This is a genomic window from Flavisolibacter nicotianae, assembly GCF_003628535.1.
Taxonomy (GTDB): Bacteria; Bacteroidota; Bacteroidia; order Chitinophagales; family Chitinophagaceae; genus Flavisolibacter; species Flavisolibacter nicotianae.
This window is the reverse complement of record NZ_RBCI01000004.1, coordinates 184,717-206,247: the sequence shown is the minus strand read 5'-3', so window position 1 is coordinate 206,247 and position 21,531 is coordinate 184,717. Positions and strand designations below refer to the sequence as shown.

The following is a 21,531-nucleotide window of genomic DNA, read 5'->3' as shown; positions in this document are numbered from 1 at the left end:
CGTATGAATCTTTCGCTTGTTGTTCCGCTGCTGGATGAAGCTGAATCCCTTCCCGAATTGTGTGACTGGATCAAGCGGGTTTGTACCGCCAATAATCTGACCTTTGAAATTATCCTGGTCGATGACGGCAGTGCGGATGATTCCTGGACCGTGATCGAGAGCCTGCGTGCCGCCGACGACCGCATTAAAGGAATTAAGTTCCAGCGGAACTATGGCAAGTCTGCCGCACTGAACGAAGGATTCAAAGCCGCCCAGGGCGACGTGGTGATTACCATGGATGCCGACCTGCAGGACAGTCCCGACGAAATTCCCGAACTCTACCAAATGATCAGCGTTGAAGGGTACGATTTGGTGAGTGGCTGGAAAAAAGTGCGCTACGACAACAAGCTGACAAAAAACCTTCCATCGAAATTGTTCAACGCTGTTACCCGGAAGGTATCGGATATTCACCTGCACGACTTCAACTGCGGCCTGAAAGCCTACCGGAAAAAAGTCGTGAAAAGTATCGAAGTGTATGGCGAAATGCACCGCTACATCCCGGTGCTGGCCAAATGGGCGGGCTTCAAAAAGATCGGCGAAAAAGTGGTGGAGCACCGCAAACGCAAATACGGGATCTCCAAGTTTGGCTGGAGCCGTTTCATCAACGGTTTTCTCGACCTGCTGTCGATTTCATTCGTTGGCAAATTTTCCAAGCGGCCGATGCACTTTTTCGGTTTATGGGGAAGCATTTTTTTCCTGCTGGGTCTTGGAATGACCATTTACCTCGTGATCGCCAAGATCGTACTCCCGGATTTCCCGCTAACCAACCGTCCGCCGTTTTACCTGGCGCTGGTGGCCATACTCATCGGCATGCAGTTGTTCCTGGCCGGCTTTGTTTCGGAACTGGTGGCACGCAATGCGCCGGGCCGGAACGCTTATCTTGTAGAAGATAAAATCGGCTTGTAATGAAGGTGATCATCATTGGCCCGGCACATCCTCTCCGTGGCGGTCTGGCGACGTTTAACCACCGGCTGGCCGAAGAGTTCAACCGGCAGGGCGCAGATTGTTCCCTCGTTTCCTTTTCGCTGCAATATCCTTCTCTTCTTTTCCCGGGAAAATCGCAGTTTTCCGATGAGCCGGCTCCGCAGGGTTTGCGCATCCGTTCCCTGATCAATTCCATCAACCCGTTGAACTGGCTGGCAGTTGGCAGAAAACTGCGGAAAGAAAAGGCCGACCTGATCGTCGTTCGCTTTTGGCTGCCCTTCATGGGCCCTTCGCTTGGCACCATCCTGCGCCAGGTAAGAAAGAACGGGCACACAAAAATTGTGTGCATTGCCGATAACGTGATCCCCCACGAACACCGCCCCGGCGACAAACCTTTCACCCGCTATTTTTTAAAGGCCTGTGATGCCTTCGTGACCATGAGTGAAAAAGTGCTGGCCGACCTTCGGACCTTTGAGCCAACGAAGCCCGCACAACTGGTGTCGCACCCCTTGTACGACAACTTCGGCGCAGCTCTTCCGAAAATCGAAGCACGAAAGAATCTTGGTCTTGCTTCAGATGAAAAGATCATCCTGTTTTTTGGTTTTATCCGGCAGTACAAAGGCCTGGATATTCTATTAAAAGCAATGGCCGATGAGCGCATCCGGAAAGAAGGCATCCAGCTGCTGGTTGCCGGCGAGTTCTACGAAGACGAAAAGCCTTACCTCGATATTATTCGCGAATACAACCTGCACGACAGCGTTATCCTGAAAACAGCCTTTATCCCCGACAGCGAAGTGCGCCAGTATTTATCGGCTGCCGATTGCGTGGTGCAGCCCTACCGCAACGCAACGCAAAGCGGCGTGACACCTCTCGCCTATCATTTTGAAAAACCGATGGTGGTTTCCAATGTCGGCGGACTTCCGGCCCTGGTGCCGCACGAAAAAGTAGGCCTGGTTGCGGAGCCGGACCCACGGTCCATTGCCGACGCCATTCTTCACTTTTATGCAGTAGGTGAAGATTATTTTATTCCGCATCTTCGCAGCGAAAAGCGAAAGTACGCCTGGGCCAATCTCACAAAAGCGATAGTAGAGATGGCCGGACTTTGATCGTTTGCCGATCAAAACAGCGTACAACGCCACGGTTTATTGACGATGATTTACAGAAGCAAAGCACCATTACGAATAGGTTTGGCCGGTGGCGGCACGGATGTCAGCCCTTACAGCGATATGTATGGAGGCGCTATCCTGAACGCCACCATCTCGCTTTATGCCCAGGCGACGATCGAACCGTTGGACGAGCAAAAAATTATTTTGGTGGCCAACGACAGGAACGAGCAGGCCATATTTGATTTTGCGCCGCAACTCCCTCTCAACGGCCATCTGGATCTGTTGAAAGGCGTTTACAACTGCATTCAGAAAGATTACGGCATACCGCAAAAAGGTTTCCGTCTTTCCACGTTTGTGGATGCACCGGCCGGCTCGGGCCTGGGAACATCGTCCACCCTCGCGGTGGCCATCATCGGTGCCTTTGCCGAGATGCTTCGACTGCCACTGGGCGAGTACGATGTTGCGCATTATGCCTACCAGATCGAACGGGCCTACCTGAAATGGGCCGGCGGCAAACAGGACCAATATGCTGCAACCTTCGGTGGCGTCAACTTCATGGAGTTTTACGAAGACGACAAAGTGATCGTCAACCCGCTTCGCATACGGCAGGAATACCTCTTTGAACTGGAAAACAACCTGGTGCTCTATTATACGTCCACCAGCCGCGAATCAGCAAAAATTATCGAAGAGCAGTCGAAGAACGTGTTGGATAAGAACGAGCAATCGGTGGAAGCCATGCACCAGCTAAAGCAGCAGGCGCAGATGATGAAAGAAGCCTTGCTGAAAGGAAAGCTGCACCAGTTTGGCGAAATCCTCGATTATGGCTACCAGCAAAAGCGGAAAATGGCCCGGGGCATCTCCAATCCCCTGATGGAAGAACTTTACGAAACCGCGAAGAAATCCGGTGCCACCGGGGGAAAAATTTCCGGTGCAGGCGGTGGCGGGTTCATGATCTTTTATTGTCCCGGCACAACCAAATACAGTGTTATAGAAAGTTTGAAATCCTTTGGCGGGCACCACAAAGCATACCAGTTTGTGGAGCACGGCTTAAAAACATGGTGTATCTGAAATATGGAAAAGATCAAGAAAATCATTGAGGCATCGATAGAAACCAAAAAGCAGGTGCTGGAAAGCGAAGAGTTGTTGCAAACCCTTTCGTCGGTTGTAGATGCAACGGTAAAGGCACTGGAGGCCGGTAACCGGATTTACTTCTGTGGCAACGGCGGCAGCGCGGCAGATGCACAGCACTTGGCGGCAGAGTTCTCTGGCCGTTTTTATACGGATCGCAGGGCGCTGCCGGCTGAAGCGTTGCATTGCAATACCTCTTACCTCACGGCCGTGGCCAACGACTATAGTTACGATGTCGTGTACTCACGTTTGGTAGATGGAATCTGCAACAAGGGCGATGTGCTCATCGGGCTATCCACGTCTGGCAATTCGGCCAATATCGTCAAGGCGTTTGAAAGTGCCAGGGCGAAAGGAATTGTCACCGTCGGCTTTACCGGCATGACGGGTGGCGTGATGAAAGGACTGAGTGATTACCTGATCAACATTCCGTCTGCCGATACGCCGCGCATACAGGAAAGCCACATCCTGCTCGGCCATATTTTTTGCCAGTTGGTGGAAGAAGCAATTTTTGCCGGTTCAAACTAGGAACCGATTTGTCAGGCCGTTTTTTAAACGAAAGAATGAATCATTCCTCTACTTCTGATTCCGATAGGACCACAGCTGATACGCATACGTCTCCCCGGATTGTTTTCATGGGCACCCCGGAATTTGCCGTTGCTTCTCTGGATGCGCTGGTGAAGGGCGGTTACGACGTGGTTGGTGTTGTTACTGCACCCGACAAGCCTGCCGGGAGGGGAATGAAGCTGCAGGAAAGTGCCGTAAAAAAATACGCGGTCGAAAACGGCCTGCGGATCTTGCAGCCGGAAAAATTAAAGAACGCCGCGTTTCTGGAAGAATTGCGGTCCCTGCAAGCCGATCTGCAGGTGGTGGTAGCGTTTCGTATGCTGCCCGAACTGGTGTGGAATATGCCACCACTCGGCACGATCAATGTTCACGGCTCCCTGTTGCCGCAGTACCGCGGTGCCGCCCCGATCAACTGGGCTATTATCAACGGAGAAAAGGAAACCGGCGTCACCACGTTCAAATTGAAACACGAAATTGATACCGGAGACATTCTTTTGCAGGATCGCATCCCGATCGGTGATGATGAAACGGCAGGCGAGATCCATGATCGCATGAAAGAGGTGGGTGCTACCCTCCTGGTAAAAACTGTCAAGGGATTGGCAGAGGGTAGCCTGAAGGAAAAACCACAGTCGTCAATGGTGAACAGTGAAGGGTCAGCAGGAGATTCCAAAACCTCAGACTCCTATGCATCATCCACCACGGTCAATTTCCAACTGAAGCACGCACCCAAAATCTTTACCGAGACCTGCCGCATCGACTGGAACCGTCCCGTAGCCGATGTGCACAACCTGGTCCGGGGACTTTCTCCCTACCCGGGTGCATTCACGGTTTTTAACGGCAAGGTGTTGAAAATTTACAGGGACAGCAAAGAACAACAACTACCGGCAATTGCACCGGGTGAATATGAAACCGACCGCAAAACCTACCTGAAGTTTGCCTGCTCCGATGGCTTTATTCAGGTGAAGGAGATGCAGCTCGAAGGAAAGAAGCGAATGAGTGTTGACGAATTTTTGCGGGGCTACCGGTTTGAATAAATAGGTATAGTCTGGATTGCACGCCGAGTCAAGCAGGGTTCATTTTTAGTAAGGTTTGTAAAAAGAAAACAGGATTCGCTGCCGTCGGCGCCTCGCCAACGTGAGCAACGATTTCAGGGACCACCGGTCCGAATAAAAAAAGGCGGAAGATTTCTTCCGCCTTTTTTAGTAAACATTTTCGAATTAATAATTGACCCGTACAAAAAATTTCTCCGTGTCGCTGATGTCGAGCGCTGTGGCTGCCGCGTTGGAAATGCGGATGTCGTAACCCTGGTTTTGACGGATACCCGTCATTTTGTCGAGTACCTTGGCATAAACTGCTTTGTTATTGTTTGGGTTGACAACACGCACAATCGTTCCAGGCTCCACGCCATCGATCAAGGCATAATATTTTGCATCCTGCCAGCCGCTGGCGGTTTTGAAAATTCCGGCTGCGGCCATCTCGTCTTTGCGAAGAGGTTGTGATTTGACCTGTGCTTCGAAAGATGTTTTGAAATAACCGCCGTTGCCGTCGTTCACGGCTGCCGTAGTGGCCTTCGGCTGCTCCGTTTTCCGTTCGGGAACCGTCGTTGTTTCTTTGGACGTTTCTGCTTTCAGCGGTCGCTCTTCCTCTTTTCTCTGCACCACTGTTTCGTCCTGGATCTTTTGTGCCGGTTTTTCTTCGGCGGCTTTAACTGCTTCGTGTTTTTCCGGTGCCGGTTTTGCGGCGGCAAGGCTGTTGTCCGACGAGACCAGGTAACCAACGATCAACTTTTGTCCCGTTGAAATGGCATCGGCACTCAGGTTGTTCCATTTCCGCAGGTTGGCCATGAGCACTTTATTGTTCCGCACACTCACACGGTACAGACCTTCTTTTTCACCCACGACATAATAAACCGGGTGACTTGTTGCCGATTCCTGCGAAAAATTCTGAGTGGTCAGCGGCACATTCACGGTCTGGCCGATGCTCAGACCTTTTTCCATAGTCAGGTTATTAAAGGCGGCAATTTCTTTTGGGGAAACATTGTACATGCGGCCCAGCGAATAAAAATTCTCTTTGGGGGCAACGGTGTGAACAACATACATGCCTCTCTCGTTGTGACGGGCAATCATCTCCTGCGCAAAAACACCGCTACAAAGCGCCAGAACAAACGTTAGCAAGATAAACTTCTTCATGGTGGATAAAGTTTGGTTTTTCACAACCGGGTGTACCGCAAGGTGTTCCGGTTTTTATTCATGCTCACAAATATGCCTATTATTTCGCAAAAGGCGTGTTATTCTGTTTTAAAATCCTGATTTCTTTCGGGTAGTAATTATTCACCCTGTTTTTCAGCGCATTGATCCAGCCCAGGTTTTTTGTTTCGTACCGAACCACCTGCCAGCCAAGGGTTTGCGGTACAACAGGTAGGTCTTGCCGTTGGAGGTAACGGATGGCAGCTGCGTAATCCAAATCGGTTGCGGCAACCGTTTCCGGCAGCAAAAGACTTTGCGCCAGCGCATGTTCCGGCACCAGCTTTTCCTTCAGGATTTGGCCGACGGCTACACCGGCATACTGCAAATTCAACAGGGGAAGCAATTGGGCAAAATCGTTTACGCGATGCGCCGGCACCGCAATGATACCGTTACGAAAACGGAAGAACTCCATCCCGGTTTCGTTCACCCACTCTCCGATGATCTTTTTTTCCCGGGCAGGCAACAGTTCGGGTTTGCTCACTTTCAACCGGGCCTGTGGACCGCCGATTTTTTTCCGGAAGCAGGAAAGAAAAAAACCTTCACCCCGGATCTTGTCGGGATAAAAGCGGTAGCCGGCTGCTTTCGTTGTTGGTGATGTTGTCGCAACGATACCGTCTGCAAGATTTCCGGCCAGCGCCACGTTTTCCATCTCCATTTCCAGGACCAGCCAGTCCATGATGGCCTCGTCTTCCTCTGTCGAATACGAACAGGTGGAATAAACCAGCAGCCCCTCTTCTTTTAACGCCGGAAGGGCGTCGGCCAGGATTCGCTGCTGGCGCTGGCTGCACAGCACAACGTTATTCGGGCTCCATTCGGCAATAGCCGATTCGTCTTTCCGAAACAGCCCGCTGCCGCTGCAGGGGGCGTCGACGACCATCACGTCAAAATAACCCGGTAGTTTTTGAAAAGCTTTCGGGTCGTTGTTGGTAACAAAAACATTGCTGCTGCCCCATTTGACGATGTTATCGATCAGGACAGGGTTTCGCGATTTGATCACTTCATTGCTCACCAGCAGGCTTGCCGGGTGGAGCAATGACTGGATGTGGGTCGACTTGCCGCCCGGTGCGGCACAGAGGTCCAAAACAGTTAACGGTTCCGACAGGTCAGCCAGTTGTGTAAGCGCCTGTTCCAGGAACATGCTCGACGCTTCCTGCACGTAATAACAACCCGCATGGAAAAGCGGGTCGAACGTAAAGGAAGGACGTTTGTCCAGGTAAAAACCGTAACGCGACCAAGGCACGGGAGTCAGGCGTGAATGGTCAATGGTGAATGGTGAAGGTGAGCCTGTCGACTCGGTATCACCCATTGTCCATTTCGCCGGGTTGATCCGGATGGACGTGACACCTTCTTCCTTTTCGTGCACCGCAACAAACGGCTCCCGTTCGAAACCGGCAACACCCTCCAACGATTCTAAAAACGCTTCCGGTAGTTTCATAAACAAAAAACCTTTGGCCGGGCCAAAGGTAGGTGCGAAGGTGTTAAGAACTTTTTCGCAAGAGCAAAATCGCCTTTGTGAGATACGCGTTGTAGGCCTCCAGTGCTTTCGCTACCGTGTCGATACCGTCCTGTGCTTCGCCATAGGCGCCCTGCTCAATTCCCTCGCGGATTTGCGGCAGGGTTTTCACACCATAGCCGGTGTAAAAACCCGGTGCGTAGATCGTGTGCCTGTACCACGGGCGGCGGGGCAAACCTTTCGTTGTCGTCAGGCTGCGTTCGGCTTTGAACAAAAGATCGTTGAGGGTCTTTTGCGTTTCGGCCGGGAGCTGTGTGGCATTGCCGTAAAGCGCTGCAAACGCAACCGTGTTTTCTTTTAATTGCAACAACGAATTATCAAGAGGACTGAAGTTCAGGTAAGGCGGCAAACTATCGTTGGCGGTTTCGGTATATTTTTTTTGCGGATCGCTTGCCAGTACAAACAGTTTTTTCTCTGCCAGGTCTTTTTTCAATTGAACGTCGGTTCGTTTATCGTCCAGCAGTTTTTTCACTTCCGCCGTATAGTCTGCAACGGTTTTGTAAAAAGCCGAAAAATCAAACGGCAGCACATCGGCATTGGCCAGGCGAAGGGTTACGCGGCCGGCTGTTTTGGCAAGCGCCACGCCATACTGAAAGCCCGGATCGCCAAACCGGGTATAGTGCGTGTAGTTGTCGTAAATGGAATGGTAAACGCCGGCTTCGTCTTCACCACCAAAACCCAGGTTCATCGAGGCAATACCCAGGTGCTGGATAAACGGCGAATAGTCCGAACCGGCACCCAGTGCGCCGAGTTTGATGGTTTTGTTACCGAACATTTTTTGCCTTGCGTCCCTATTCGCAGCAACGATATCTTTTGCATAGCGTCTTTCCTTCACCGAAACACCGGTCTGCGGGTCTACAACATCGTCGAGCACCTGGTTGAAGAAAGGCTCCAGCGTATGCGAGCCGGAGGCGCCGATAAAGCCCCTGCCGTTGCCGTCGGAATTGATGTAAGCCACTGCTTTTTGCTGGAGTTCTGCCTGGTGGTCTTCGGCCCATTCGGTAGAGCCGAGAAGCGCCGGCTCTTCGCCATCCCATGCGCAGTACACGATGGTGCGTTTGGGACGGTAACCTTTTTTGTATAATTCACCCAACGCTTTTGCTTCCGCCATTTCGGCTACCAGTCCGCTAACCGGGTCTTCCGCACCATTGACCCATGCGTCGTGGTGGTTGCCGCGGATCACCCATTCGTTGGGCATCTCGGTACCGGGTAGTTTGGCCACCACGTTGTATAGTGGTTTCAGGTCCCAGTTGAATTGCAGCTTCAGGTGTACCGGCGCTTTGCTGGGTCCCAGGTGGTATGTGAGAGGCAATCCGCCGCGCCAGGCTGCGGGCACCACGTCGCCTTCGAGGGATTGCAGGAGTGGCAGTGCGTCTTCGTACGAAATGGGCAGCACAGGGATTTTCATGATGGTTTTTACCTCGCTCCTGTCCAGGCGTTTTGCCGTGGGTGTTGAACCAACACCCGGCGTCAGCGGGTCGCCGGGGTATACCGGCATGTCCATCACTGAGCCACGCTGCGCACCGTCCTTTGGACGAAAGGCACCCTTCGGGTACACATCGCCCTGCACGTACCCATCGTCGGCAGGATCGCTGTAGATGATGCAACCGATCGCACCGTGTTCGTAAGCCACTTTGGGCTTGATGCCGCGCCACGAACCGCCGTACTTGGCAATGACTATTTTGCCTTTGACGTCGATGCCTCTTTTCGCCAGTTCGTCATAGTCATCGGGAACGCCCCGGTTGACAAAGACCAGCGGTGCGGTAACATCGCCATCCGCCGAAAACGCATTGTACGTAGGGAGTTGTTCGCTTTTTTGTGCCGTGTAGGGATCGCCGGGAATTGCTGGTTCTTCCAGCTTTGCTTTATACGGTTTGTCGCCCAACAGCTCGAGCACCCTTGTTTTCGGCGTGGGAAATAAAACCGAGTACGTTGCCAGTTCGGCCTGGTATCCCCATTGCTGAAAGAGGTTGACCATGTAGGTCGCATTGGCTTTCCCCTGGGGCGACCCCACGTGGTGGGGATGCGCTGTCAGGAACTTCATCCAGGCATCCAGGTCTTCGGCCTGGATCTGTGCATCGAAGGTCTTTTCCCATTCCACCTGCTTTTCGCTGTTGGAAGCGGTGAAACCGATCAGGGTTTTTTGTGCGGAAGCAGTAAAGGCAAGAGCATAACTACAGGAAAACAAAAGCCATTTTTTCATGAACAAGATTTGTGAATGCCGAATTTAGGGATAGATTTGAATGTGCTCCGTTCGATTTTTTGGTTTGTTGTCCGCACACCGTCGCTTTTGCACATTTCGGCTTTTAAACCAATTATTGTCATTTATCGTATTTAAATACGTTATTTTTAAATTATCGGTAATAAAGCCTAATTTCGAAAAAAAACGTGCATGGCCACCAGTGCAGTCATTACCGGCGACATTGTTGCTTCTACCCGGCTTCCCAAACCCATCCTGAACAAGCTGCTGAAAAAGCTGGAGGCTGTGATGGCCCCTTACCCGCATGAGTTCTTCCGGGGCGACAGCTTCCAGGTCTACCTCAAATCGGCCGGGGAGGCCTACCTACTCCTGCTGAAGCTGCGGGTTGCCGCCCTGAAACTTGAAACGGGATCCGCCTCTCCTGCCAGCGATATCCGCGCCGCCATTGGCATTGGCCATGTAAAAGCACCGGTGCATGCCATCCGCACCGCCACCGACGAAGCCTTTGTCTTGTCCGGCCGGCTTTTTGAGCAACTCAAAACCGCTCACCGCCTGCTGATTGCGGCGCCGGAAAAACAGGCTGTCATCAACACGGGCCTGCATGTCGTTGCCAGCTTCACCGACTTTATATTTGAGCGGATGACGCTTAAGCAGGCAGCCGTGGTGAACGAACTGCTTTCCCAAAAAACACAGATGGAAACGGCGAAGGCGCTGAAAAAATCGCAGGCCACGATTCACCAGCATGCGCAGGCGGCAGGATGGCCGGCCCTGGAAAGCCTCGCGAACGATTATCAAACATTGACACAGGCAATTATTTTGTAGTATGGACGATCAAATCATGTGGCTGGCAAAACTCCTGCTGGCACATCTTGCCACCGATTTTATTTTACAGCCAGGTTCCTGGATCGAAAGCCGGAAAGCCAAACATTTTGCTTCCGTGCACCTTTACCTGCATTGCCTGCTGACGGCAGCCGTTGCCGGGCTGATGACGGGCTTCTCCTCCTGGCCGGTGGTCGCGGTGATCTTCGTCACCCACCTGCTGATCGATGGGTGGAAATCATATCAAAAAGAAACGGTGAGCTATTTCCTGGTCGACCAGGCCCTGCATCTCACAGTTATTTTTGCCTGCTGGCTTGCCGTGTTTTTCGATCTCGCCGCCATCAAAACAATGGTGCTGCAGGCAAATACCAAACCCCACTGGGTGCTTGTGACAGCGTTTGTTTTTGTAACACAGCCGGCCGGGATCCTGATTGGGCAATTGACGCGAAAATGGCGGGCTCAAATCCCGGACGGCGACAGCTTGGGCAATGCCGGGAAATGGATCGGCGTCATTGAGCGGGTATTTATTTTGGCGCTGGTCATTCACCACCAATACGCATCGGTCGGACTTCTGCTGACGGCCAAAAGCCTCCTGCGATTCAATGAACCCAACCGGCAGGAAGTCAAAACGGAATATCTCCTGATCGGGACATTAATCAGTTTCGGGCTGGCCGTACTGACCGGTTTTGTGGCAGCCCGTATTGCCGGATTGTAAGCTTATACGTTTTTGATCTCCGCGATCAGGTCCTGCAGCACTTTTTTGGCATCGCCGAACAACATGGACGTTTTGGGACGGAAGAAAAGATCGTTCTCAATGCCTGCATAACCTGGCTTCATGCTTCGCTTGTTGACGATGATGGTCTTTGCCAGTTCCACATCCAGGATAGGCATGCCGTAAATGGGCGACGACGAATCGGATTTGGCTGCCGGGTTCACCACGTCATTGGCGCCAAGCACCAGCACGACATCGGTTGTTTGAAATTCTTCATTTGCCACTTCCATCTCCAGCAATTTATCGTAGTTGACATCTGCTTCGGCGAGCAAAACATTCATATGTCCCGGCATACGGCCGGCCACGGGATGGATGGCATATCTGACTTCCACGCCTTTTTCGGTCAGCAGTTTTTCCAGTTCGTGGCAAACGTGTTGCGCCTGTGCCACCGCCAGGCCGTAACCCGGTACGATCATGATCTTGTTGGAATAAGCCATCACTACGGCCGCATCGGCCAGGCTGATTTCTTTATACAACCCCTGTGTCTTGTTTTGTGTCGCGCCGCCCTTCGGGCTGCCGAACGAACCAATCAGCACATTGCCCAGCGAACGGTTCATGGCTTTACACATCAGGATCGTGAGCAGCGTTCCGGCCGCACCCACCAAAATACCGCCGGTGAGCATCACTTTATTGTTGTAAAGAAAACCACCGCAGGCCGCAGCCACGCCGGTAAATGAATTGAGAAGGGAGATCACAACCGGCATATCGGCGCCGCCGATGGGAAGAACAAAAAAGACACCGTAGATCAGCGCCATGGCAAACACCAGGTAAAAATACAGGGAGGCATGGACCGGTAACCAGCCGATAATGTATGCCGCCAGCAAAACGAGAAGTCCCAGGAGCACCAGGTTCATAACGTGCTGCCCGCGGAAAGAATAGTCTTTGATTTTACCATTGAGCTTTCCCCAGGCAATGACAGAGCCCGCAAACGAAATGGAGCCGATGATAAGTCCCAGAAGAATTATAAGGACGGTGCCGGTCGCAACGGGTTGCGTGGAAACATTGTTCAACACGTAGACGTCGGTCACAACCGAATTGACTGTTGTTGTCTCGAAATTGTTGTGGGCCAGGTGACCGAATTCAATCAGCGAGATCAGCGCCGCACAGGCACCGCCCATGCCATTGAACAGGCTAACCAATTCCGGCATAGCCGTCATCTTTACCCGCCTGGCCGCCATTGTGCCGATGATGCCACCAATCAAAATACCGGCGAAGATCCAGCTGTAGTTGTGCAGTCCGCCGGGTGCGTCTTTATCCTTGTAAAGAAAAATGGTCCCGAGAATGGCGAGAGTCATGCCAGCCGCTGCCACGCCATTTCCCCGGCGCGCCGTTTCGGGGTGTGAAAGCATTTTCAGGCCGACGATAAACGTAACGGCGGCAATCAGGTAACAAAGCGTAAGAATGTTGACTTCCATAAATACCGATTAATTCCTTGCAGTTCTGCAGCCCGGTTTATTTTTTCTTTTTCCGAAACATCTCCAGCATGCGGTCCGTCACCACGAAGCCGCCCACTACGTTGAGTGTGCCGAGGATAACGGCCAGGAAGCCGAGACCCAAAGCCAGGTAGTTATCGCTTTCCGCCTTGCCCATCACGATGATGGCGCCGATGATGACGACACCGTGAATGGCGTTGGCGCCGCTCATGAGGGGTGTATGCAGGACGCTCGGTACGCGGCCGATAACTTCAATGCCAACGAAGATCATCAGGATGACGATATAAATGATTTGTTCGTTCGCTGCAATCCAGTTGATGATTCCCATGTGTTTAAATTTGCGGTTGTGCAACCAGGCTCCTGACTCTCTCGTTCACGATCTCCCCGTTGTGTGTCACGCAAGTTCCCTTTACCAGGTCGTCGTCCCAGTTGAGTTGAATCGTGCCTTCCTTCGTCGTGAGCAGTTGCAAAAAGTTGAGAATGTTTTTCCCGTATAGTTTACTGGCATCGGAAGGCATGGTGGCCGGCAGGTTGCTTTCCCCCACGATGGAGATGCCGTTGTACACGACGGTTTCGTTGTTTTTGGTAAACGGCGTATTGCCACCGGTCGCCGCAGCAATGTCGATAATGATCGAGCCGTTGCGCATGCCGTTCAGCATTTCTTCGGTCACCAGCACCGGCGCTTTTTTCCCGGGAATTTGCGCCGTGGTGATCACAATATCAGCCTTGGCAAGGCTTTCTTTTATTTTTTGTTGCTGGCGTTGTTGGTACTCTTGTGTTTGCTCCACGGCATAGCCGCCGGCAGTGGACGCATCGGCTGCACCTTCCACTTCAATGAACTTTGCACCGAGACTTTGCACTTCTTCCTTCACAGCCGGTCGTGTGTCGAAAACCTCCACGACGGCACCGAGACGGCGTGCCGTTGCGATAGCCTGCAGGCCGGCCACACCGGCACCCAGTATTAAAACCTTCGCGGGCACAATGCTGCCGGCGGCGGTCATGAACATGGGGAAATAACGCGGGTACAAATTTGCCGCAAGCAGTACGGCTTTATAGCCTGCGATGTTTGCCTGCGAGCTCAATATGTCCATGCTTTGCGCACGGGTGGTACGGGGCAGCAGTTCCATGCTAAAAACGGTTAGACCTTGCTGTGCCCACCGGGTCATCAAAGCGGGCTCGTACAACGCCTGGTAGTGACCAATTAAAATTTTTGCGGGGGAAAGCGTGTCGCCGGGTGGATGGATGGAAAGAAGGATTTCACTTTGTGACAGCACCTCTTCCCTTTCGCAGATCCGGGCTCCTGCCTTTTCGTAATCAGCGTTGGTTGCCGCTGAACGTTCGCCGGCGCCGGTTTCCACCAGGATCGTCATTCCTTTTTTTGTTAACGTGGCTACGGCTTCCGGTAAAAAGGATACTCGCGTTTCAACGGCTGGTTCTTTGAGTATGCCAACTATCATGTGCTCAATTTAGGCAAATACTGGAATAGTCAGAAACGAATGGTGAAATGCTGCTTTTCTTTAAACTCGTTGCGAAAGAAGACAAATCCCAGAAAAAAAATGTCAACCGTGCAGTGCACGGCGGGATGTTGCCGAATGGCTGCCCATGCCTTTTCCATTTCGGCACTCCAGTGAATGTCGTCGAAAACAAGGATCGAATCGTTGTGAACCAACGGAAGCACTTGCTGAAAATAAGCGAGGGTCGGTTCGAACCGGTGATTGCCGTCGATGTAAACCAAATCCAACGATCGCGTTTCCGCTAATAAGGATGGAAGAACGTTGTCGAAATTGCCCACTCTTTGCCGGACGTTTTTCAACCCCAGTTTTGCAAAATTTTCGCCGGCCACGGCGGCGATGGCCTCGCTTCCTTCGATCGTTGTAACTGAAGCAGCCGGGTTGGCGGAAGCGAGGTAGGCAGTCGTGACTCCCAGTGATGTTCCCAACTCGAGCACCGTTTGCGGCCGGTAATGTTTTACCAGGCGAAACAGGAGTTGCGCATAGCGCTTTGGCTTCAATGCGGTTTTGGCCAGTTCGGCCACGTGTCTTTTTTTCCGTGCAGCGGTTCGCGAGCCGGCACCGAAATCTTCAATGTCCAGCAGTCGCTGATCGTGCTGCAGTTCCGTGCGCAAGGCTTCCACGGTCGCTGGCGCTTCATACCCTGACCGATTGTTCAGCACATGAAGAATAAACTGGAAAACAAAAGGCGAATGCATGCCGTGTCCTTTGCCATTCAGCGACGACAGGATGTAACGGATATATTTACCGGCCAGTTGAAGGTTAGAATACATGGTGTTTTTCATTTCGCCGCGACCGACGTTTCCTGCTTTCGTTCCCAAACCTGGTAGGTATGATCAAAAGCGTTTTTTTCATCCGCGGCACAAAATCGGGTGGCGACACATTCCCATTCCTGTGTATCGATTTCCGGGAAGAAAACATCGCCGTCAAATTCATGGTGAATCCGGGTGAGGTAAATCCGGCTGGCGATGGGAAGCGAGGTATTGAAAATTTCGGCGCCGCCGATCACAAAAATTTCTTTTGCACCGAGATCCGTTCCTTTTTGGATTGCTTCCGTCAGCGAATGGACCGGCTCTACCCCATCGTGCTGCCAGTTGTTGTCGCGGGTGATAACGATGCTTTTCCGGCCGGGAAGCGGCTTGCCAATGGAGTCGAATGTTTTGCGGCCCATGAGGATCGGCAATCCCCAGGTCATGTTTTTGAAATATTTCAGGTCGTCCGGCAGGTGCCAGGGAAGCTGGTTGTTTTTCCCAATGACATTGTTTTCGGAAGCCGCCAGCAATAAACTCACGATCATACGGCAACGGGTGCTTTAATGGCTGGATGGGATTGATAATTTTCCAACGTAAAGTCTTCAAACCGGAAATCAAAAATGCTTTTGACGGCGGGGTTCAGTTTCATCGTCGGCAGCGGGAACGGCGTGCGGCTCAACTGCAACTTCACCTGTTCCAGGTGATTGCTGTAAATGTGCACATCGCCAAACGTGTGTACGAAATCGCCGGGTTCCAGGCCGCAGACCTGCGCCATCATCAGCGTGAGCAAGGCGTAGGAAGCAATATTGAAAGGCACGCCCAAAAACACATCGGCGCTTCGCTGGTACAACTGGCAACTGAGTTTGTTATCGGCCACATAAAACTGGAAGAGTGAATGGCAGGGCAGCAAAGCCATTTTGGGCAATTCGGCAACGTTCCAGGCACTGACGATGAGCCGGCGGCTGTCTGGATTTTTCCTGATCTGTTCGATCACATCCGAAATCTGGTCGATGACCTCGCCCTGCGGACCCTGCCAGCTACGCCATTGCCTTCCATACACAGGTCCCAGTTCCCCGTTTTCATCGGCCCACTCGTCCCAGATGCTCACACCGTTTTCCTTGAGATAGGCGATGTTTGTTTCGCCACGCAAAAACCAGAGCAATTCATATATGATGCTTTTCAGGTGCACCTTTTTTGTTGTGACCAGTGGAAAACCTTCCTGCAGGTTAAAGCGCATCTGGTAGCCAAACGTGCTGATGGTGCCGGTGCCGGTGCGGTCATTTTTTTCAACGCCGTTGTCGAGGATATGTTGAAGAAGCTGTAAATACTGCTGCATACGCACAATTATCAGCGGTAAAAGTAAACCGTGATGACAAGCAGGCAAAATGCAAACACAAAATGACCGGTGGGCTCTGGAAAACTTGTGTAGAGAAAGCAAATGGTGAGTCCTTCCTGCTGTTTTCAGGTGGAAGAACAAAAAAAGGCAGCCTTACGGGGCTGCCTTTGCAGTTGGTTGGGTATAGTCCGGCCTTTGTGGCCGAGGGTTGCGTTTAGTTTGCCTGGCGCTTCACAAAATTTTCCAGGATGATGTTGGTCGTGCCGTTTTGTTTGGCGATCCGCATTTTGGTGGGATACCAACCTGCCGACTGGAATTTTGCCGGTTGTGGAATACTCCGTTCAAACGACGGGTTGGCCTTCAGAAATTCTTCTGTGATCATCGGTTCGTAGAAAGTCACTTTGCCATCGTAGGTTCCATAGATAAATGTCTGGTTGAAACCGGCCGGTGTGAATTCTGAAGAGGTCACATCAACCCAATGTTTTCCCATCTGCGGTACGCCCTGCGGTGTGCTGATATAGTTTGCCGGCAGGTAGGCGGCGGCAGGCTCGTTGTCAAATTTGTCTGGTGCCTGTTCGTACAACGGAATGGCAAGCCGCTCGGCCTCTGTTGTTTCGTAAAAATGAAAATCAAAATGTGGTTTCATGTAAAAAACAGGTTCGTGGCCGGCGGGATTCCAGTCGAGCATCACGTGTTTGAACGGTGTGGCCAGCGCTTTGGGGTGAAGGGCCAGTGAAAGACTGTTCTCCATGTGATGACTGTCGCCATCGCCGTCGCTTGTCGCTGCGGACAGGCTGTTCATCGCGGCGTCATCGATGGTAATGGCCAAACGCACCGGGTTGTCGTTTTCATCAACTTCATACCAGGTCCATGCTTTTCCCATTTGAAAGGGCTTGACTTCACCTTTAAAAATTTTTTCTTTTTTGTCTGCATCTTTTTTACAGGAGCTGAGAGCGACAAGTGCGACGGCAGCGAAGAGGAAGATTTTTTTCATTGTAAACGTTCGTTTGGTTTGGTTTTGAGACGCAAAAATGGATTTGCGCCAGACAGCGTAAAAGGTGATGGTGCATGAAATGCGTTTCTTGCAGCATGAAATGTTTTAATCATCTGATCGGCTTTCTCGTGCTTGCGCAAACGCTGCATCTGTAGCAATGCGATGACCGGGTTGCAGGCCATCCTGTACCCCCGTATCAATTGCTGATTTGCCTGAATGAACTGCGTTTTTCAATGGATGAACAACTCCATCGAAGACGGCAAATCCTGTACATTTGAGAAAACAAGTCTGCCCTTTGTTCCGCCGCCTTTTCTTCCTGACCTGCTTTATCTGGAGTGCTGCCTTTGCGCAGCCATTGACTCCGTACACCTTTGCACATTATGCAATGAGCAATGGCTTATTGTCGAACGAAGTCCGGAGTGTTGTGCAGGACCGCACCGGTTATTTGTGGATCGCCACCAACAACGGCCTTCAACGCTATGACGGTATTCATTACAAGAATTTTCAACACCGCGACAATGACCCGTTCTCTCTTCCCGTCAATTTCATTCTCCAGGTAGTCATTGACAACGCGGACAATCTTTGGCTGCTTACAGCCAATGGCGAGGTGGGCTTGTTCGACAAGCGTCATTTTACGTATACATCCGTACCGGTGAAGGTGCAGCGTACAAATTCTTTGTGGGCCATCAAGGCGCTGGTGAAAGACAACGAAGGCAACCTGTTTTACCTGCTTCATGGAAACGAATTGTTGCGCTACGACACAACACAAAAAGCCTTTGTGCCTGCCACTGATTTCTTTCACCTCAAACCCGAATGGAAAATTACCGGCCTTGCACAGCAACCCGGCACAAGGAAATACTGGCTTGGTTTGGCCTCCGGCGGTGTGGTTGTCGTCAACCGTCAATCGGGCCGGAACAGTTATGCCGGCAACAATGTTGAAAAAGAAGCCGGCGTCGACAGCCTGCAACGGTTTCCGTCCATGAGTCATTTCCTGTTCGACAGCAAGGGAAGATTGTGGGCCGAAAGCTGGGACCAGGGTTATTTTCCGCACGTCGTTCTGTTCGAGCCCGGGAAATCCGGCAGGAAAGTCAGGTTATTCGAATTTATTTCGACGCTGAAAACCTACAACGAAGTGCATGGATTTGCGGAGCAGAAGGACGGGCGGATCTGGGTTTACGGTACCGTGGTTTTTGCGCAATACAATGAAAACGATAACAAATTTGACCTGATCGGGAGCGACTCCCAAAGCGGGTTGGGGATTGTTTACGACCGTATTACCGGGCTGTATGAAGACCGCGAAAAAAATGTCTGGATCGCAACGGGCAACAACGGTCTTTACCGCTGCAATCCCTCGCAGCAATATTTCCGCAATGTGTTTCACCTGAACAAACACACCGGCGGTCCGGGCCAGGGCAGCATCATGTCGTTCGTGGAATTGAACAACGGTGATGTACTGGCGGGCAGTTGGGGCGACGGCATTTTCCGGTATAATAAACAGTGGAAGGAAGTGCCGCTGAATTTTCGCGACGATGCCTTGCATGGCTGGGCCTCTGTCTGGAACATGTGTGCGTCATCCGACAGCAATACGATCTGGATGGCCTGCCAGCCGGGCATTTTCCAGCTCGACCAGGCGAAAGGCGTTATGACCTATCGGAATCCTTCCATTTTGCAAAACAAGACGGTGCGCCAGATTGCCGAAGACAGACAGGGCAATCTTTGGCTGGGCATGCAGCGCTTTGGTTTGTTCAAATGGATTGCGCCACGCAAAACCGGCCGCGACTCTTTGGTGAAAATTTCGCAACTGGGCGATGAGCATATCTCACGTGTTGTGACAGATCCGAAAGGGTATGTTTGGGTTACCTCGGAAAAAAAAGGAGTCTATGCGTTTGAATCCGAAACAGGACAGGTCCGCTTTCAATGGAACAACCGGAACGAAGCCGACAGTGAAAAGATCGTGGAGGGTTTCAGCAGCGTTTTACCATTTGATGACAGCCTGGTTTATGTCAGCACGGCGACACGGCTTTATGTATTTAACCGCTACACCAACCAGATCCGCCAGCAACAACTTCCCGGTGCCGTTTTAGGATCGATTGCGTCCCTCGCGAAAGACGGCGATGGCTTTCTGTGGATCAGCACCGACAACGGGATCTTCCGCTTCCTACCTTCCCGGAATACGATGGTTTTTTTCAACCGGGAAGACGGTATCGCCAACGACCGGTTTATCATGGCGGCGTCTTACCGGATGAGAAACGGACGCATGCTTTTCGGTACAGACAATTCGTTTATCCACTTCAACCCGACCGAAGTAAAATTCTCAACTCACCCGCAAAAAGTGGTTCTTACCAGTGTGCAGGTAGGACGCCGGGAGTTGCCGGTTGATTCGGTGCTGAAGCTGGACAGGCTGCGGCTTGGTGCTACCGAAAACTCGCTGATCGTCGATTTCTCTTCGTTGACCTACACGGCTTCTGGCCTGATTCAATACAAGCTGGAAGGACTCGACCAGGAATGGCGCACAGCGGAAAAAGACAACAACGCCAGCTTTCCGTTCTTGCCTCCCGGCAGGTACACACTGCTGCTGCGCACCATTACGGCTGAAGGCGAAACGTCACCCGTGACAGCGCTGCCCATTTACATCAATGCACCATTTTACCAGACCTGGTGGTTCTATACCTTATTAGCAGTGGCTGTGGCCCTGCTTCTCTTCTGGCTCGACCGCCAGCGCTCCATGAAAAAACAAGCCCTGGAAAAAGTGCGAACCGATATCGCCGGCGGACTGCACCAGGAAGTGAATACCGCCCTAAACAACATTAATATTCTCAGCGAAATTGCCCGGCTCAAATCGGAACGGGAACCGCAAAAGGCCAAAGACTACCTGGAGCAAATCCATAACAAGAGCCACAACATGATCATTGCGCTGGACGATATGCTGTGGAGTCTTGACCCGGAAAACGACGCGATGGACAAGACCATTCAGCGCATGCGGGAGTTTTGCGATTCGCTCATGCAGCGCAATGGCGTTGTGATCGAATTGCTCATCGACCGAAAAGTGGAAAGGCTTCAGCTAAACATGAAGACCCGCCACGAAGCCTTCCTGTTGTTCAAAGAAGGATTGCGAAGCCTGGTCGATGCCGGCACGAGGAGCTGCATCGTTCACCTGACCACGGAACGGGGCAAATTGTTGCTAACGATTGAATTTGAAAACGACTGTTGCAATATGCAGAAGTTGAATAACCTCCTGCAGCGTCGCGACCTGGAATTGCGGTTAAATGACTTGAAAGCGAAAGTTGATGTGCAGGTACATAAAAGCCGCTCGGTGTTCCTGCTGCAATTGCCGTTGTAAAAATCAAAAGGCAAAAATCAAATGTAGAAAGAATACCCTCGGCTGTATCACTATCCCGACTTTTGAATTTTGCCTTTTGATTTCTCTTATTTCCCCATCCATTTTTTAAAATCGCTCACTTTTTCGCGGCTCACCAGCGCTTCTTTGTCAACAGCCGGGTTGAGCTGGAGGATCAGGCGGTTACCGAAATAATCGTCGATTTTTTCAATGGCATTGACGGAGACAAAGAACGAGCGGGAAACGCGGAAGAAAGCGGCGGGGTCCAGCATTTCCTCGAGTTCGTCCATGGTATAGTCAACGACGAATTTTTTGTTGTCGAAGGTTTTGAAAAAATTCAGGCGTCCATCACTGTAGAAATAGGCAATCTCCTCCACCTCTACCGATACCAGTTTTTGGGCGTGCTTTACCAGGAAGCGCTTGCGGTATTCTTTCGGTTGCAATTGTTGTTTGATCTGCGCCACCAGCGACTCGAAATTCAGGTCGCTTTTCCGGGTTCCTTCCGACAGTTTTTTGTACTTGGTGAGAGCGGCCTGCAGGTCTTCGGTTTGTACGGGCTTGAGCAGGTAATCAACGCTGTTTACTTTGAATGCTTTCAGGGCATACTCGTCGTAAGACGTGGTAAAGATCACCGGCGCTTTTACGTCGATCTGGTTGAAGACCTCAAAGCTTTGCCCGTCGGCCAGTTCAATGTCCATCAGGATGAGATCAGCGTTGCTGTTGGTGCGCAGCCATTCAACCGTGCTTTGGATGCTGTCGGTAATACCGACAACCTGTGCGGACGAATCAACCGCGGCCAGTGTTTTTTGCAGTTTCTTTTGGGCTAATTCTTCGTCTTCGACGATCAAAATGTTCAT

At 51.6% G+C, this 21,531-nt stretch carries 19 protein-coding genes; 8 read left to right on the top strand and 11 right to left on the bottom strand.

Annotated features, from left to right (window positions below):
- Positions 1-3 precede the first annotated feature (3 nt).
- Genes D6024_RS12685 through fmt form a run of 5 tightly spaced genes read left to right on the top strand, consistent with a single transcriptional unit; the run spans position 4 to position 4,795 of the window.
- The gene (locus D6024_RS12685; RefSeq protein ID WP_121355002.1) at positions 4-945 is read left to right on the top strand and encodes a glycosyltransferase family 2 protein; all 942 of its coding nucleotides are present in this window, start codon (positions 4-6) and stop codon (positions 943-945) included.
- A complete protein-coding gene (locus D6024_RS12680) occupies positions 945-2,069 on the top strand; it encodes a glycosyltransferase (protein ID WP_121355001.1) in 1,125 nt (374 codons plus the stop codon). Before D6024_RS12685 ends, D6024_RS12680 begins: the two co-directional genes overlap by 1 nt.
- Before the next feature lie 45 nt (positions 2,070-2,114).
- Positions 2,115-3,137: a GHMP family kinase ATP-binding protein gene (locus D6024_RS12675; RefSeq protein ID WP_121355000.1), complete on the top strand. Its 1,023-nt coding sequence runs from the start codon at positions 2,115-2,117 to the stop codon at positions 3,135-3,137.
- Between the two features lie 3 nt (positions 3,138-3,140).
- Positions 3,141-3,722, top strand: a complete 582-nt coding sequence (locus D6024_RS12670; RefSeq protein WP_121354999.1) for a D-sedoheptulose-7-phosphate isomerase — start codon at positions 3,141-3,143, stop codon at positions 3,720-3,722.
- Between the two features lie 35 nt (positions 3,723-3,757).
- A complete protein-coding gene (gene fmt / locus D6024_RS12665) occupies positions 3,758-4,795 on the top strand; it encodes a methionyl-tRNA formyltransferase (protein WP_240410023.1) in 1,038 nt (345 codons plus the stop codon).
- 183 nt (positions 4,796-4,978) lie between these two features.
- On the opposite strand, the gene D6024_RS12660 is transcribed toward fmt, so the two are convergent.
- The 3 genes from D6024_RS12660 to D6024_RS12650 form a co-directional block, all read right to left on the bottom strand.
- Positions 4,979-5,950, bottom strand: a complete 972-nt coding sequence (locus tag D6024_RS12660; protein WP_121354997.1) for a LysM peptidoglycan-binding domain-containing protein — start codon at positions 5,948-5,950, stop codon at positions 4,979-4,981.
- Positions 5,951-6,029: 79 nt separating this feature from the next.
- Positions 6,030-7,442, bottom strand: a complete 1,413-nt coding sequence (locus D6024_RS12655) for a methyltransferase RsmF C-terminal domain-like protein (RefSeq protein ID WP_121354996.1) — start codon at positions 7,440-7,442, stop codon at positions 6,030-6,032.
- A 43-nt stretch (positions 7,443-7,485) separates the two neighbouring features.
- The gene (locus D6024_RS12650) at positions 7,486-9,723 is read right to left on the bottom strand and encodes a transferrin receptor-like dimerization domain-containing protein (RefSeq protein ID WP_121354995.1); all 2,238 of its coding nucleotides are present in this window, start codon (positions 9,721-9,723) and stop codon (positions 7,486-7,488) included.
- A 189-nt stretch (positions 9,724-9,912) separates the two neighbouring features.
- On the opposite strand from D6024_RS12650, the gene D6024_RS12645 reads away from it, so the two are divergent.
- Positions 9,913-10,542, top strand: a complete 630-nt coding sequence (locus D6024_RS12645; RefSeq protein WP_121354994.1) for a hypothetical protein — start codon at positions 9,913-9,915, stop codon at positions 10,540-10,542.
- Position 10,543: 1 nt separating this feature from the next.
- The gene (locus tag D6024_RS12640) at positions 10,544-11,254 is read left to right on the top strand and encodes a DUF3307 domain-containing protein (RefSeq protein WP_121354993.1); all 711 of its coding nucleotides are present in this window, start codon (positions 10,544-10,546) and stop codon (positions 11,252-11,254) included.
- A 2-nt stretch (positions 11,255-11,256) separates the two neighbouring features.
- Here D6024_RS12640 and D6024_RS12635 read toward each other — a convergent pair whose 3' ends face one another.
- From D6024_RS12635 to D6024_RS12605, 7 genes are all read right to left on the bottom strand, one after another.
- Positions 11,257-12,726, bottom strand: coding sequence for an NAD(P)(+) transhydrogenase (Re/Si-specific) subunit beta (locus tag D6024_RS12635; RefSeq protein ID WP_121354992.1), 1,470 nt, complete (start codon positions 12,724-12,726; stop codon positions 11,257-11,259).
- Positions 12,727-12,763: 37 nt separating this feature from the next.
- Positions 12,764-13,072 carry an NAD(P) transhydrogenase subunit alpha gene (locus D6024_RS12630; RefSeq protein WP_121354991.1) on the bottom strand — a complete coding sequence of 103 codons (309 nt, stop codon included), beginning with the start codon at positions 13,070-13,072 and terminating at the stop codon, positions 12,764-12,766.
- A gap of 4 nt (positions 13,073-13,076) precedes the next feature.
- Positions 13,077-14,201 carry a Re/Si-specific NAD(P)(+) transhydrogenase subunit alpha gene (locus D6024_RS12625; RefSeq protein WP_121354990.1) on the bottom strand — a complete coding sequence of 375 codons (1,125 nt, stop codon included), beginning with the start codon at positions 14,199-14,201 and terminating at the stop codon, positions 13,077-13,079.
- Positions 14,202-14,230: 29 nt separating this feature from the next.
- A complete protein-coding gene (locus D6024_RS12620) occupies positions 14,231-15,028 on the bottom strand; it encodes an O-methyltransferase (RefSeq protein WP_121355360.1) in 798 nt (265 codons plus the stop codon).
- Positions 15,029-15,036: 8 nt separating this feature from the next.
- Positions 15,037-15,552 (bottom strand): dihydrofolate reductase, encoded by a 516-nt coding sequence (locus tag D6024_RS12615; RefSeq protein ID WP_205573273.1) that lies wholly within the window; start codon positions 15,550-15,552, stop codon positions 15,037-15,039.
- The gene (locus D6024_RS12610; RefSeq protein WP_121354989.1) at positions 15,549-16,343 is read right to left on the bottom strand and encodes a thymidylate synthase; all 795 of its coding nucleotides are present in this window, start codon (positions 16,341-16,343) and stop codon (positions 15,549-15,551) included. Before D6024_RS12610 ends, D6024_RS12615 begins: the two co-directional genes overlap by 4 nt.
- A 214-nt stretch (positions 16,344-16,557) precedes the next feature.
- Positions 16,558-17,337 carry a DUF5602 domain-containing protein gene (locus D6024_RS12605; RefSeq protein ID WP_121354988.1) on the bottom strand — a complete coding sequence of 260 codons (780 nt, stop codon included), beginning with the start codon at positions 17,335-17,337 and terminating at the stop codon, positions 16,558-16,560.
- A 274-nt stretch (positions 17,338-17,611) separates the two neighbouring features.
- Between D6024_RS12605 and D6024_RS12595 the strand changes: the two genes are divergently transcribed.
- Positions 17,612-20,677, top strand: coding sequence for a ligand-binding sensor domain-containing protein (locus D6024_RS12595; RefSeq protein WP_162944738.1), 3,066 nt, complete (start codon positions 17,612-17,614; stop codon positions 20,675-20,677).
- 86 nt (positions 20,678-20,763) lie between these two features.
- Here the strand turns inward: D6024_RS12595 and D6024_RS12590 are convergent, their stop codons facing one another.
- Positions 20,764-21,531 (bottom strand): LytR/AlgR family response regulator transcription factor, encoded by a 768-nt coding sequence (locus D6024_RS12590; protein ID WP_121354985.1) that lies wholly within the window; start codon positions 21,529-21,531, stop codon positions 20,764-20,766.

Coding starts and splice junctions, on each gene's coding strand:
- D6024_RS12685 (WP_121355002.1), top strand. CDS start 4: ATGAATCTTTCGCTTGTTGTTCCGCTGCTGGATGAAGCTGAATCCCTT.
- D6024_RS12680 (WP_121355001.1), top strand. CDS start 945: ATGAAGGTGATCATCATTGGCCCGGCACATCCTCTCCGTGGCGGTCTG.
- D6024_RS12675 (WP_121355000.1), top strand. CDS start 2,115: ATGATTTACAGAAGCAAAGCACCATTACGAATAGGTTTGGCCGGTGGC.
- D6024_RS12670 (WP_121354999.1), top strand. CDS start 3,141: ATGGAAAAGATCAAGAAAATCATTGAGGCATCGATAGAAACCAAAAAG.
- fmt (WP_240410023.1), top strand. CDS start 3,758: ATGAATCATTCCTCTACTTCTGATTCCGATAGGACCACAGCTGATACG.
- D6024_RS12660 (WP_121354997.1), bottom strand. CDS start 5,950: ATGAAGAAGTTTATCTTGCTAACGTTTGTTCTGGCGCTTTGTAGCGGT.
- D6024_RS12655 (WP_121354996.1), bottom strand. CDS start 7,442: ATGAAACTACCGGAAGCGTTTTTAGAATCGTTGGAGGGTGTTGCCGGT.
- D6024_RS12650 (WP_121354995.1), bottom strand. CDS start 9,723: ATGAAAAAATGGCTTTTGTTTTCCTGTAGTTATGCTCTTGCCTTTACT.
- D6024_RS12645 (WP_121354994.1), top strand. CDS start 9,913: ATGGCCACCAGTGCAGTCATTACCGGCGACATTGTTGCTTCTACCCGG.
- D6024_RS12640 (WP_121354993.1), top strand. CDS start 10,544: ATGGACGATCAAATCATGTGGCTGGCAAAACTCCTGCTGGCACATCTT.
- D6024_RS12635 (WP_121354992.1), bottom strand. CDS start 12,726: ATGGAAGTCAACATTCTTACGCTTTGTTACCTGATTGCCGCCGTTACG.
- D6024_RS12630 (WP_121354991.1), bottom strand. CDS start 13,072: ATGGGAATCATCAACTGGATTGCAGCGAACGAACAAATCATTTATATC.
- D6024_RS12625 (WP_121354990.1), bottom strand. CDS start 14,201: ATGATAGTTGGCATACTCAAAGAACCAGCCGTTGAAACGCGAGTATCC.
- D6024_RS12620 (WP_121355360.1), bottom strand. CDS start 15,028: ATGTATTCTAACCTTCAACTGGCCGGTAAATATATCCGTTACATCCTG.
- D6024_RS12615 (WP_205573273.1), bottom strand. CDS start 15,552: ATGATCGTGAGTTTATTGCTGGCGGCTTCCGAAAACAATGTCATTGGG.
- D6024_RS12610 (WP_121354989.1), bottom strand. CDS start 16,343: ATGCAGCAGTATTTACAGCTTCTTCAACATATCCTCGACAACGGCGTT.
- D6024_RS12605 (WP_121354988.1), bottom strand. CDS start 17,337: ATGAAAAAAATCTTCCTCTTCGCTGCCGTCGCACTTGTCGCTCTCAGC.
- D6024_RS12590 (WP_121354985.1), bottom strand. CDS start 21,531: ATGAACATTTTGATCGTCGAAGACGAAGAATTAGCCCAAAAGAAACTG.